The organism is Rhodococcus pseudokoreensis (assembly GCF_017068395.1).
Classification (GTDB): domain Bacteria; phylum Actinomycetota; class Actinomycetes; order Mycobacteriales; family Mycobacteriaceae; genus Rhodococcus_F; species Rhodococcus_F pseudokoreensis.
The window spans coordinates 2,267,648-2,280,483 of sequence record NZ_CP070619.1 but is presented as its reverse complement, the minus strand read 5'-3'; the positions used below and the strand labels follow the sequence as shown (position 1 = coordinate 2,280,483).

Here is a 12,836-nt window from a genome sequence, read left to right as displayed (position 1 = left end):
ATCTGCAGCCCGGCGGCTGCCGACAAACCCGCTACGCTCGCCGGCACCGAGAACTGAAGTGGGCGAATGCCTTCGCCATGATCGGGGTGGTGACGAGCATGATAACCAGGCGTAGCACCTGAGCGGCCGCGACGAACGTGACGTTGGAGGAGGTGGAGGCCGACACGGCCAGCACCGCCGCCAGACCGCCTGGGGTGGTGGCGAGATAGGCCTCGAGGAGGCTCGCTCCGGTGAGGTGGGCGAGGAGGACGCCCAGGCCTGCGCAGGCCGCCCCGACCAGGAGAGTGAGCAGCGCGGCGTACGGCAGGATTCGTCCGATCGCCCGCAGGCTCGCCCGGTCGAATGCGAGCCCGGCCTGCCAGCCGATGAGGATCAACGCGGCGGTCATCAGCATCGGCGGGACCGAGACCGCGTCGCTCCAGCCGCCGAGTTCGAATCCGGCGCTCACCGCCAGCGGCCCCAGCGTCGCGGGGGCGGGCAGTCGCAGGAGTGACGCCACGGCGGTGCCGCCCACGATGAACAGTGCCAGGAACGGCAGTGCCACATACCATTCGGCGCCGCCGCCGTCGGTGGCCGTCACCGTTCCCGTGCCGGTATCTGCGCGGAAGCCGAACGTGACGATCATCGGCATCGACACCACGACGAGCGCCACTCTCAGGTATTGCACCACCGCGACGATGCGGTCGTCGCCGCCGAGTTCGCGGGCCATCGCGACGAGTCCGGTGGCGCCGCCCGCCGTCATGGAAAGGGATCCGGTCACCGCGTCCACGTCGCGATGCAGCGCGAGGAGGGCGCCGGCCGCCACGCTGATCACCAGGGTCGCGGCCGCGATCGAGACCACCGGCACCCACAGCGAGCCCAGGGCGGCGATCGTCTCCCGGTGCACCATCAGCCCGACCGCGCTGGCCAGCACGCCCTGCGCAAGCTTGCCCAGCGAGCTCGGCACGCGGGACGGACCCCATCCGGTGACGGCCAGGGCTGCCGCGACGATCAGGGCGGCGAAGAGACCCGCTGCCGTGAGTCCGATGTTCTCGCCGAGCGCCCAGCCTCCTGCCGAGAGTGCGATCAGTGCAGCCCACCGGAGTCCGTGACGACGCAGTCGGGATGCGCGCGTCGGCACGGTTCGTTCGGGGGTGTGCACGTCGTTCACGATCGGACGCCTGCTTCGGGATAGTGTTCTTCAATGGTGTGCATCAATGTATACCTTAGCTCATACCACTGCGAACGTTAGGATGTATGCATGGCGGGCGAGAGCAAGAGTGAGCAGGTATACGGGCAGCTCAGGGCGGACATCCTGAACGGGGTTCTGTCGCCGGGGCAGTCGCTGAGCGCTCTCGACGTCGGCTCGCGATACTCGGCGTCCCGTACCCCCGTCCGGCAGGCCTTCCTTCGGCTCGAGGCGGAAGGGCTGGTCTCGCTCGTCGACCGGCAGGGCGCACGGGTCGCTCCCATCTCGATCAAGAGCGTCCGCGACCTCTTCGAACTGCGCATCCTGCTCGAGGCGGCCGCGGCGCGGATGGTCGCCGAGGCCGTCACGCGCGATCGTGTTGCGCGGCAGCAGTTCGAAGAGGTGGCGGAAGCGCTCGGGGCAATCGCCGAGGAGGCGCCGTCCGACTCCCGGCATGATCGCTTCTACGCGCTCACGGAAACCTACGACCAGGCCGTCATCGCGCACACCCGGAACGCGCAACTGGCCCGCTCGATCGCCGAACTCCGGCCGCACACCGAGCGACTGCGCAACATCGCTCACTCCCGCCCCGACCGCCTGGACGTCTCGTTGGCGGAGCACCTGACGATGTGCCGTGCGATCCTCGCGGGCGACGGACCGGCAGCCGCTGCGGCGTGCGCCGAGCACCTCACCCAGACGCAGAAGACCATCCTGGACGCCGTCGTCGACCCGCAGGGATCGGCCATCGCCATCGATTTGGTCACCGCGTAACCGGCGTGGTCAGAGCGCGAGGATGGCGGGAACGCTGAGGACCGCCACGTAGTACCCCATGAACAGGACGCCGGCGTGGATCTTGAACGCCCGTGACAGGAGACCGCCGACGAGTCCGACCGTGAGGGTGACGGCGAGTCCGAGGATGCCGCCCTCCCACACGCTGATGACGACGACCAGGCCGGTGAAGGTGGCGATGATCGCCTCGTGGCTGACGTGCCGGACGACGAGGGTGGCCGCGCGGTGGGCGAAGTTCATCGCGAACGGGTACGCGATGATCGCGGCGATCAGCACCGCGCCGAGACCGTAGAGAAGGAACTCCCAGTTCGTCAGTGCCGTGGACAGGTTGCGGATCTGCCCGGTGCCGTCGTCGGTGGTGAAGACCGGCGGGGCGTTGAACAGGGGAGCGGCAGGCCCTGCGGCGACCGGACTCAGTGGCAGGCCGAACGCGATGAGCGGGATGAGCGCTTCGGCGATGTACGTCGATTCGGTGGTCCCGTTGCGGGCGGCGATGACCGACGTCAACCGGTGGTAGCCCTGCTTGACCCGGGATCCGACGACCTCGCCCATGAGCACGGTCATGGCGACCGGGCTGAAGACGAACGTTGCGCTGGATACCGTCGCGGTCGCCGCGACGTGCGCCGTCTGCTTACTGTCGAGCATCCGGAACGGGTTCGGGAAATATCCGTTCCACCCCTTGATCTCGGGGGCGAGCCACACCGTCGCCGGGTCCTTCCGGGCCATGTCCTTGCGTCCCGACGCACCCAGCACGAGGAACAGATCCGCGATGAGGGGGCCGACCGCGATGCCGAGAAAGTAGCTGATGTTCAGGGAGACGTCGTAGCTCTTGGTCAGCGACTTCAGGGCAAGGACGAGAACGACGAACGGCACGAGCGCGGCCACCCCGGACCATTTGCCCGGGGACGTGTAGGCGATCGCGACGGCGGCCACGAGGAACAACCAGGGCGCGATGGACTGGACGGTGTCGGCGACCGGTGCGAGCAGGGTTGCGAACAGCACCGCGACGGGGACGGCGATGAACGCGGAGATGATCGCACCCGAGATCGCCTTGCGCAGAGCGATGTGCGGCACACCGAGGCTGCGCAGCAACCGTGCCTCGCGCATCAACGGCACGGCCATGGTGTCGCCGGGGATGCCGAGCAACGTGGTGGGCACCGCGTGGGTCATGTGCTTGGCGACGGCGCCGGCGAGGAAGAAGGTGAACACCGCCGCGGGCGGGGCGCCGAGCAGGATGACCAGCAGGGTCAGTGGTGCGATGGTGGCCGTCTCGTCGGTCCCGGACACCAGCCCGATCAGGGAGAACACGATGGCGCCGATCACGCCGAGCGCGATCGCGACGAGAACGTCGTTGGTGAACAGCACGCTCATGGTCGTCCGCCCGTCTCGTGGGTCCGATTCTCGGCCTCGACGAACCGGTCGTAGAGGTCGAGGTCCTTCAGTTCACGGACAGTCTGGGCGGGCAGATCGTCGACCGAACCCAGACCGCGGCGCTCCTCCTGCAGCACCCGGATGACGTCGCCGACCGCGTCGCCCTCCGACGAGTCGACGGCGATGTTCCGCTTGGGGCGGAACAACTTTCCGCTGACGACGCCCGCGACGAGGCATCCGGCGATCCCGACCAGAAGCGCATATGCGTCTGCCAGAGACGAATCCGCGACGAAGGAATTGAACAGCGCGGTCGCGCCGAGAAGCGCGCAGACGCTCAGGACGATACCGATGACGACCGAGACGGCGAGGTCTCGTCCGGCCACCGTGTCGCCCCACACCTCGAGGTAACGGGGGCGCGGCGCCTGATCGTCGGTGGGCGGGGGCGCCTGCGGTGCTGACTGGCTTTCGATGGACATCGTCTGTACTTCCGTGTGAGGGGGTGTCGTGCTCTAGGAACGGGCGGCGGTCAGGGCTGTCGCCACCCGCGACGGGCTGGGATGGCCGATGTGCCCGGCCATCCAGTGCGAGGTGTCGGTCAGGGTATCGAGGTCGATGCCCGTGTGGATGCCGAGGCCGTGCAGCATCCACACCAGGTCCTCGGTGGCGAGATTCCCGGTGGCCCCCTTCGCGTAGGGGCATCTGCCGAGTCCTCCCGCTGCGGTGTCGAATTCGGTGACTCCCGCGATCAGTGCGGCGTGGACGTTGGCGAGCGCCTGACCGTAGGTGTCGTGGAAGTGTCCGGCGATCGAGCCGATCGGAACACCCACGGCCTGCACGGCGTCGAGCACCGCGCGGACGTGACCGGGGGTGGCGACGCCGATGGTGTCACCGAGGGAGATCGACGTGCATCCCATGCCCGCCAGTTCCGCGGCGACAGCGGCGACGCGGCCGGGATCGACCCGTCCCTCCCACGGGTCACCGAAGCACATCGAAATGTAGCCGCGGGTCTCGATACCCGCGGCGTGCGCTCCCTCGACGACCGGCCGGGCATTGCCGAGAGCCCCGGCGACGGTGGTGTTCAGATTCTTCCGGGCAAATGTCTCGGTGGCGCTGACGAAGACGGCGATCTCGCGGGCCCCCGCGGTGAGCGCTCGCTCCAGCCCCCGCTGGTTGGGGGCCAGCACGACCTGGCGGACGGTGTCGGGCAGGTCGAGTTCGGCCATCAGCGACTCTGCGTCGGCGAGTTGCGGAATCCATTTCGGGGAAACGAAACTCGTCACCTCGAGTGAACGGACCCCGGCGGCCACGAGCCGGCGGCAGAACTCCGCCTTGACTGCGGTGGGCACGAGCGTCGACTCCGCCTGGAGCCCGTCACGCGGTCCGACTTCGTAGATGCGGACCGCGGACGGCAGCGACGGGTCGGCGAACTCGTGGGGCGCCGGACGCCACACCGGGTCGGGATTCGCGGGGGTGGTCATGTCAGTGTCCGGAACGGAGATCGGCGAGCACCTTTTCCGCGTGTTCGACGCGGATGCGCTGATCGTCGATGAGCCGCGTGACCACGAGTTCGAGTTCGTCGCCGGTGGCGCCGGCCGAGGCGGCGATGGTGCGGGCGTGCAGACTCATGTGGCCGCGCTGGATTCCCTCGGCGGCCAGGGCGCGGCACGCTCCCAGGTTCTGCGCGAGCCCCACCGCGACGATCACGTCCGCCAGCTCCGAGGCGGTGGAGACGCCGAGCATCTTCACCGCCGCCTGCGCGACGGGGTGCACCTTGGTGGCGCCGCCCACCAGCCCGACGGCCATCGGCACCTCGAGGGTGCCGGAGAGGTGACCGTCCGCGGTCTTCTCGAAGTGCGACAGCGCCGTGTACCGGCCGTCTGCGGCGACCGCATGCGAGTGGCAACCGGCCTCGACGGCGCGGGTGTCGTTTCCGGTGGCCAGGACGGCGGCGGTGATGCCGTTCATGATGCCCTTGTTGTGGGTCGCGGCGCGGTAGGGGTCGGATTCGGCGAGCGCGGACGCATGCACGATGTTGTCGACCACCTCTGCGCCGCCGAGCAGATCCTTGTCGAACACGGCCCGAGCCCGGGTGGTGCGGAGGTCCGCCTTGTTCGTCAAGATCCGCAGCAACGAACGCCCGCCGGAGATTTCGGCGAGCCGGGGAGCGATCGCCTCGGCCATGGTGTTGACGGCATTGGCGCCCATGGCATCTCGCACGTCGACGTGGATGTGCACCACCACGTGCACGCCGGTGCGGGTCGGGACGAGTCGCACGGTGAGGTCGCGGGCGCCGCCGCCGAATCGGACCAGCATCGGATCCTGGGCATTGGCCAGTTCGATGATCTCCGTGCGTGCCTCGAGCACCCGCAACCGGGACGCCTCGGGGTCGGGGCAGTCGAGGATCTGGATCTGGGCCTGCATCACCGGATCGGTGCTGGAGGTGTGGAAGCCCCCGTGTACCCGCGCCATCCGGGCGGCGTTGCTGGCCGCGGCCACCACGGACGGCTCCTCGGTGGCCATCGGGACGAGGTAGTCGCGCCCGTTGACGGTGAAATTGGTTGCGACACCCACCGGGATCGCCATGACCCCGACGACGTTCTCGATCATGTGATCGGCCTGATCGATGCCGAGACCCTGCCCGGGATCGAAGACGGCGACGTCGAGTTCGGACAGGCCGGTCCTCTGGGCGATCACTGTGCGGCGCTGCTGCGCGCTGGAATCCTTGAGACCGGGGATGCGGCTGTTGACGGGCACTGTGTTCCTCCACGTACTCACGGGCGGGGGCGTGTGGTGAGCCCCGACGGCAACCCTGTTCTGTGCTTCGGTTCACACAGTAGGGCCGCACCGACGACCTCGACATGTACTCATCGCACATGCTTGTCGGTCAGGAATGTGTGACCGTCACTGTCCCCTGAGTTCGTCGAGACGCACCGCTGCCGAGATCCGGAACAGGTGTTCGTCGGCGCGCCACTCGGGCCCCAGCAGCATCTCCAGCCTGTGGAGTCGCTGCAGAATCGTGTTGGTGTGGTAGTTCAGGGCCCGCGCCGTCTTCGTCGGGCTTCCCTCGTTGCGGACGAATGCACGCAACGTGGCGAGGAGGTCCGTTCCCTTGCCGTCGTCGTAGGCGCGCACCGGCCCGATCGTCTCGTCGATGAATGCGTTCAACGTCCGCGCATCGGTGTCGAACAGCAGCGCGTAGGGCAGATACGCGTCGGTGCTGACCGCCGCGTCGGTGGTGCCGAGCGCGGCAAGCAGACGGGAGGTGCGCAGCCCCGACTCGAATCGTGCGGGGAGCGCGTCCGGCAAACCTGCCCGGGGCGTCGTGATCGTCAGCACGGGGCCGTGCAACGTCTCGCGCAGGTGGTTGCGCAGGTCCGCGGTGAGCTCGGGTGGGGCGGTCGCGGTGAGAACGGCAACGACGACGCCCGCGTGTTCCCCGACGAGGCCGTGGCCGCCGACGAATGCGGTCGCGGCACGAGCAGCGGTGGCGCGGTCCTCGGCCGGGACGGCGATCAGCACCACGGTCTCGAGGGCTGCGAGGGCGACGTGCTGGGCGCGCGCCCGACGTTCCAGGTCACGGCGCCGTTCCGGTGCCGGGTCGAGCAGGTCGGCAACCAACTCGACCCGGGCACGGAGGTCCGCGTCGGCCATCGCGTTCTGTTGCAGAACCAGCAGTGCGCCGACCTGCGCCGCACGTTCGATGGTGCGCTCGTCGACCGGTCCCGGTTCGGTATCGCCGGCGCCGACCAGCACCGCGCCGAAATAGAGCTCGCCCGCGATCACCGCGGCCACGATCGGAGTGACGGGGTCGTCGACGCGGACGCAGTGGCCGGTGGTGCGGCTCGACGCGATGGCATCGCGCACCACCTGCGGCAACCGGACGGACAGCGGGTCGGCGGGCGCCGGGTGGGAGGCGACGGGATGCAGTTCCCGGTCGACGATCGTGACCGTACGTCCGAGTGCGGTGGAGAGTGTGCCTGCCACCTGCTCGAATCCGCCACCGACCAGAACCGCCTCGATCAGTTCCTGGTGCACCACGGTGGAGCGGTCCCGGTCCTGCAGATGGTCGGTCAGACGGTCGAGCGCGGTGCGGGCCTCGTCCTCGGACCTCCGGACCTGCTCGAGGGTGCTCGCGGTCTGCAGCACCACCGATGCGTGATCGGCGAGCGCGGACAGTACCGCGATCTCGTCCGGGGTGAACGTGTGTTCCTGGCGGGTGGCGGCGAACAGGACGCCGAGCACGTGACCGTCCGACAGCATGGGCACCCCGAGAATCGACACGATCCCCTCCGCGGAGACCGCGTCGTCGATCAGCTCCTCGTGCGGTCCCTCCGCGTAGTCCTGGTACCGCAGAACCCATTGTGCAGCACGGGAATCGGCAATCTGGCTGGCCAGTCCCATCCCCGGGGGAACGCGCAGGTGCTGGAACTGCGGCGTCACCGAGCCGACGGTCTTGCGGACGTTCAGTTCCCGGGTCGCGGGTTCGAACTCCGAGAGGTAGGTGACGTCGGTGCCCATCATCTCGTGGGCGCGGCTCACCAGCCGTCCGAGGAGTGCGTCGATGTCGCGGAGTTCGGCGAGTTCGCGGGCACTCGAGAACAACACCCCGAGTTCGCGTTCGCGCCTCCGCAAACGGGTCAGCTCGACCTGATGTCTACGCACCTTTTCCGCGAACGCCGCCCTGCCGGCCGGACCGGCCGCGACCTGCGCGAGTGCCTCGCGCACCGCGGCCGAGTCGACCGTCAGTTCGCCGGCCATCGCGTCGGCGAGTGTTGCCAGCGCATCGCCGCTCCCACGTGAGTCCATGCCTTCAGCCTGCCCTGACGGCCGGAATGCACCTACCGCCGGGGATCTAGCCGGGTGTATTGAACCGGTCTAGTTCGGGCTACTATGGGTTGCCGCGCGCATTCCGTGCACGAGCCGAACCGCCACCGTGGTTCCGCTTTCGGGTCGGATACGCTGTGGTGTCTCGTGGTCCGGCGAGGGTGAAGGGGCTGAGTATGCAACGCGACGACGACGCTCGGAGTGACGGCCCCGCGCAGGCTGCGAAACGCGCCGTCACGATGCAGGACATCGCCGACCGCGTGGGTGTGTCGAAGGCCCTGGTGTCCATGGTCTTCCGCCGTGTCGCCGGACCGAGTGCCGAGACCCGCAAACGCGTCCTCGAGGTGGCGGACGAGCTGGGTTACCGGCCGAACCGCACGGCCGCGTTGATGTCGCTTCGGCGTACGCATCTCGTCGGAGTGATGGCCGATATTCGCAGCAGTTTCCACGCCGAGATGGTCGAGTACCTCGTCGCCGCCGCGGACGAACACGGATACGAGGTGGTGCTGGGTGCGGTCACCCCGACCCACGGGGAAGAGAAGGTCGTCGAGACGCTCCTCGACTTCCGGTGCGAGGCGCTGATCCTGCTCGGTACCGAACTCGGCACCGGTGTGCTCGACGCACTCGCCGAGCGGGTTCCGGTGGTCGTGGTGGGGCGCCGGGTCGGCGGCAACGTCGACGTGGTGCGGACGGCCGACGGCAAGGGCATCGGGACCGTCGTCGACCACGTGGTGGGGCTCGGGCATCGCCGGATCGCGCACCTCAGCGGCGGTGACGGCACGATCGCGGCCGACCGGCGATCCGGGTACACGCGCGCGATGCGGCGGCACGGACTCGACGCCGACGTGGTGGACGGCGACTTCACCGACGGTGCTGGCACCGAGGCGGCGCGGACCCTCCTGGCGCGGCCGCAACTGCCGACCGCGGTGATCGCCGCCAACGACCGCAGCGCCATCGGGCTCATCACCGAACTGCGGCGGGTGGGCCTGCGGATTCCCGAGGACGTCTCGGTGTCGGGCTACGACGACAGCACCCTGGCGCAACTCGCGCACCTCGACCTGACGTCGGTCAATCAGCAACCGCGGGAGCAGGCCGCGAAGGCGGTCGCCGCCGTCATCGAACGTCTCGACCAGGGGCGCACCGAGCCCGCCTCGATCGTGCTGCGGCCCCAGCTCGTCGTGCGCCGGACCACCGGTCCGGTGTCGGCGTCGGTGGAGGGTCCGCGGTCCGGCGTGTCCTGATTCGGACTGCATACTCACGCAATACTTTTCGTCCGTCATCAACCCGCGGCTGCGCGCCTGTGGTCTGTCGTGACGGCCTCTCGACGTGTGCATTCGTGCGTCGCTCCGCGTAGGGCTTGACACCGCGGCGTGACTCAGCTCATAGTAGTCGTACTAGACCGGTCAAATAGACCGAACTAGCCGGAGGCTTCCGCACACGCTCGGGCACCTCCGAACCGGACACCCCGCTCGTTCATCACCCTCTCGAAAGGCCTCATTCATGACCTCCAACTCGATCGGTGTCGCCGTCATCGGCGGCGGCATGGCCGGACGAGCGCACGCCGCCGGGTACCGGACTGCGTCGACGCTGTTCGGCACCGACCGTCCCGACGTGCGGTTGGTCGCCGTCGCCGACACCAACGAGGCCGTGGCCGACGACACCGCCAAGCGGTACGGCTACGAGCGGGCCGAGTACAGCTGGCAGGCGATCGCCGAATCCCCGGACGTCGACGCGGTGAGCGTAGTCGTCGCCAACCAGTTGCACCGGGAGATCGTCGAAGGGCTCCTCGCCGCCGGGAAGCACGTGCTGTGCGAGAAGCCGCTGGCCGGGTCGATCGCGGACGCCGAGTCGATGGTCGCCGCGGCGGCGGACGCCGACACGATCGCGACCGTCGGATACACCTACCGCCGCTCACCCGCGATCCAGGCGATCCGGGACGAACTCGAGACCGGGCGTCTCGGCGAGATCATCCACTTCAACGGGCACTACTGGTGCGACTACGGCCTCGACCCCACCTCGCCGATCACCTGGCGGCACCGCGGCGGGCCCGGCACCGGCGCGCTCGCGGACGTCGGCAGCCACCTGCTCGACATGGCCGAGTTCGTGTGCGGCCCCATCGTCGAGATCAGCGGCGCGACCTTCGCCACGGTGATCACCGAACGTCCCGTCCCGGCCGGAGTCACGTACGGTCACACCAAGGCCGAGACCACCGGGGAGATGGCTCCCGTCGAGAACGAGGACCTCGCGACGTTCACCGCGCGCTTCCAGAACGGCGCGGTCGGCACGTTCTCCGCTTCCCGTGTCGCGCACCAGCTTCCGGACGGACTCGGATTCGAGTTGTTCGGGACGTCCGGCTCCGCCGCCTTCGATCTGGCGCGCGCCGCGGAGTTCTCGGTGTCCAGTGAGGGCATCGACAGCACCGTCAACGGTCAGCGGCGAGTGATCGTCGGCCCGCAGCACCCGTACATCCAGGGTGGCCTGCCGATGGACGCGGGCGGCGTCGGACACGGCAAGGCCGAGTTCTTCGCCTACCAGGCCCGCGCCTTCCTCGACCAGATCGCCGGCATCGACAACCTGGGACCGTTGCCGACGTTCGCCCACGCCCTACGCGGCATGCAGATCGTCACCGCCGTCGCCGAGTCCGCCCGCTCCCACGGGGCAGCCGTCAAGATCGGCTGACCCGGCCCCCTCGCCCGACCCACACTTTTCTCACCAGTAAGGACCACTCATGAAGCTCGGTGTCTACACCGCCATCCTGCACGACCGCAGCCTGCGCGAGGCCCTGGAGACCATCGCGTCCCTCGGGCTCGAGGGCGCGGAGATCAACGCGGGCGGATTCCTGCCCACCCCGCACCTGCCCGTCAAGGAACTCCTCTCCGGCGAGGTGTCGCCGCAGGAGTACCTGAAGGTGTTCGACGAGACCGGCGTCGCCATCGCCGGCCTGAACTGCAACGGCAACCCCCTGCATGCCGATCCGGAGGTCGGCGTCGAGGACGCCGAGGACCTGCGCAACGCCATCCGCGTCGCCGGCCTGCTCGGTGTCGACCGGGTGGTCACCATGTCCGGGCTGCCCGCCGCGCACCCGGGCGGTCAGTGGCCCGCGTGGCACGTGAACACCTGGGACAGCGGCTATCTCGACTCTCTCGACTACCAGTGGGATCAGGTCGCGGTGCCGTTCTGGAAGGAGATCGACGCGCTCGCTCGTGAGAACGGGGTCAAGGTCGCGATCGAGATGCATCCGCAGAACCTGGTGTTCAACCCGCCGACGCTGAAGCGTCTGGTCGAGAAGACCGGTGCGACGAACGTCGGTGCCGAGATGGACCCGTCGCACCTGTTCTGGCAGGGCATCGACCCGGTCGCCGCCGTCGACTGGCTCGGCGACCTCGTCTTCCACGCGGCGGCGAAGGACACCCGGATCAACGAGAACTGCAAGATCTACGGTGTTCTCGACGACCGGTTCACCCGGATCCCCGCCGACCAGAACCCCACCGGGCTCGGCGGCAAGCACGTGGTCAACAAGTGGCCCGAGGACTCGGCGTGGGACTTCGTCGCCGTCGGCCGCGGCCACGACGTCGACTTCTGGTCGCGGTTCCTCGCGGCGCTGCAGAAGGTCGACCCGGACATGGCCGTCAACATCGAGCATGAGGATGTCGAACTCGGACAGCTCGAAGGGCTGCAGGTCGCGGCCCGCACCCTGAAGGACGCCGCGTCCGCCGTCGCGTCACGCTAGGACCCCGGACTCCCCACCCGCCGCTGAGCGGGTGGGGAGTTTGTCCGTTGTGCGGCGAGGCGGTCGAGGACCAGTCGCAGCGGCGGCCAGGTGGACCTGCCGCGGCGGGTCACGGCGTACGCCGTCAGCACCACCTCTGGGTCGGCGAGCGGCAGGACGGTGACCTCTTCGCGGGTGGGACGGTCGGCGGGCAGCAGGCCCACGCCGTAGCCGGCGGTGATGAGGTCCTCGACGAGGTCGAGGCTGTCGATCTGGTGGGCGATCCGCGGGGTGAAACCCGCGAGCGAGGCCAGCGTGCGGACGGCGTCCTCGTCGGCGGTGTTGCGGGAGTTCACGATCCACGGCGAATCGGCGTACGACGCGACGTCGGCGGGTTCATCGGCGGCGGGTGCGGGGACGCCGAGTCCCCAGGCCGTCGACCACAGCGGGACGGCCTCGAGCGCCGCGCCGGGCGACGCCGGCGCCAGGTTGTAGTCGTAGGTCAGGGCGAGGTCGAGTTCGTCGTCGGCGAGCAGAGCGAACGCCTCGACCGGCTCGTATTCGCTGATCACCACGTCCACCTGTGCGTGGGTGAGCGCCAGTTCGGCGACGACGGGCAGCAGCGACACCCGGATCCCCGTCGCGAACCCCCCGACGCGCAGGGTGCCGACCGGTTCGGCGTGGGGGTCGAGGTCGAGCCGGGCGGCGTCGACGGCCGCCAGGATCGTGACGGCGTGATCGGCGAGCCGGCGACCGGCCGGGGTGAGCCGCACCCGTCGGCCGATCGGTTCGACGAGCGGCGCACCCGTCTCCTTCGCCAGCGCGGCGATCTGCTGGGAGACGGTCGAGGTGGTCAGCCGATGCGTCTCGGCGACCTCACGCATCGAGCCGAGGCGGGAGAGCTCGAGCAGGAGATGCAGGCGTCGGGTGTCCACCTACGTATTGTTCGCGATACCCGAACGGTTTGTCCAAGAA

Annotated in this window: 11 protein-coding genes; 4 read left to right on the top strand and 7 right to left on the bottom strand. The window is 69.1% G+C overall.

Annotated elements, in window-relative coordinates:
• Nucleotides 1-31: 31 nt before the first annotated feature.
• A complete protein-coding gene (locus JWS13_RS15825) occupies nucleotides 32-1,150 on the bottom strand; it encodes an AbrB family transcriptional regulator (RefSeq protein WP_206006504.1) in 1,119 nt (372 codons plus the stop codon).
• A 90-nt stretch (nucleotides 1,151-1,240) separates the two neighbouring features.
• On the opposite strand from JWS13_RS15825, the gene JWS13_RS15820 reads away from it, so the two are divergent.
• Nucleotides 1,241-1,939 carry a GntR family transcriptional regulator gene (locus tag JWS13_RS15820; RefSeq protein ID WP_206006503.1) on the top strand — a complete coding sequence of 233 codons (699 nt, stop codon included), beginning with the start codon at nucleotides 1,241-1,243 and terminating at the stop codon, nucleotides 1,937-1,939.
• A gap of 9 nt (nucleotides 1,940-1,948) precedes the next feature.
• Here JWS13_RS15820 and JWS13_RS15815 read toward each other — a convergent pair whose 3' ends face one another.
• The 5 genes from JWS13_RS15815 to JWS13_RS15795 all read right to left on the bottom strand — a co-directional run bounded on the left by JWS13_RS15815 (nucleotide 1,949) and on the right by JWS13_RS15795 (nucleotide 8,134).
• Nucleotides 1,949-3,328: a tripartite tricarboxylate transporter permease gene (locus JWS13_RS15815; RefSeq protein WP_206006502.1), complete on the bottom strand. Its 1,380-nt coding sequence runs from the start codon at nucleotides 3,326-3,328 to the stop codon at nucleotides 1,949-1,951.
• Entirely contained in the window at nucleotides 3,325-3,804 is a 480-nt protein-coding gene (locus JWS13_RS15810; protein WP_206006501.1) for a hypothetical protein, read from the bottom strand. Before JWS13_RS15810 ends, JWS13_RS15815 begins: the two co-directional genes overlap by 4 nt.
• A gap of 33 nt (nucleotides 3,805-3,837) precedes the next feature.
• On the bottom strand, nucleotides 3,838-4,806 hold the full coding sequence (locus JWS13_RS15805) for a hydroxymethylglutaryl-CoA lyase (protein ID WP_206006500.1): 969 nt from the start codon (nucleotides 4,804-4,806) through the stop codon (nucleotides 3,838-3,840).
• Between the two features lies 1 nt (nucleotide 4,807).
• On the bottom strand, nucleotides 4,808-6,082 hold the full coding sequence (locus tag JWS13_RS15800; RefSeq protein ID WP_206006499.1) for a hydroxymethylglutaryl-CoA reductase, degradative: 1,275 nt from the start codon (nucleotides 6,080-6,082) through the stop codon (nucleotides 4,808-4,810).
• 147 nt (nucleotides 6,083-6,229) lie between these two features.
• Nucleotides 6,230-8,134 carry a helix-turn-helix domain-containing protein gene (locus JWS13_RS15795; RefSeq protein ID WP_206006498.1) on the bottom strand — a complete coding sequence of 635 codons (1,905 nt, stop codon included), beginning with the start codon at nucleotides 8,132-8,134 and terminating at the stop codon, nucleotides 6,230-6,232.
• Nucleotides 8,135-8,328: 194 nt separating this feature from the next.
• On the opposite strand from JWS13_RS15795, the gene JWS13_RS15790 reads away from it, so the two are divergent.
• The 3 genes from JWS13_RS15790 to JWS13_RS15780 all read left to right on the top strand — a co-directional run bounded on the left by JWS13_RS15790 (nucleotide 8,329) and on the right by JWS13_RS15780 (nucleotide 11,882).
• Entirely contained in the window at nucleotides 8,329-9,393 is a 1,065-nt protein-coding gene (locus tag JWS13_RS15790) for a LacI family DNA-binding transcriptional regulator (protein ID WP_206006497.1), read from the top strand.
• Between the two features lie 259 nt (nucleotides 9,394-9,652).
• Nucleotides 9,653-10,831, top strand: coding sequence for a Gfo/Idh/MocA family protein (locus tag JWS13_RS15785; RefSeq protein ID WP_206006496.1), 1,179 nt, complete (start codon nucleotides 9,653-9,655; stop codon nucleotides 10,829-10,831).
• Between the two features lie 49 nt (nucleotides 10,832-10,880).
• A complete protein-coding gene (locus JWS13_RS15780; protein ID WP_124392493.1) occupies nucleotides 10,881-11,882 on the top strand; it encodes a sugar phosphate isomerase/epimerase family protein in 1,002 nt (333 codons plus the stop codon).
• On the opposite strand, the gene JWS13_RS15775 is transcribed toward JWS13_RS15780, so the two are convergent.
• On the bottom strand, nucleotides 11,879-12,796 hold the full coding sequence (locus tag JWS13_RS15775; protein ID WP_206006495.1) for a LysR family transcriptional regulator: 918 nt from the start codon (nucleotides 12,794-12,796) through the stop codon (nucleotides 11,879-11,881). The two genes, JWS13_RS15780 and JWS13_RS15775, sit on opposite strands and share 4 nt — an antisense overlap.
• Nucleotides 12,797-12,836: the final 40 nt, after the last annotated feature.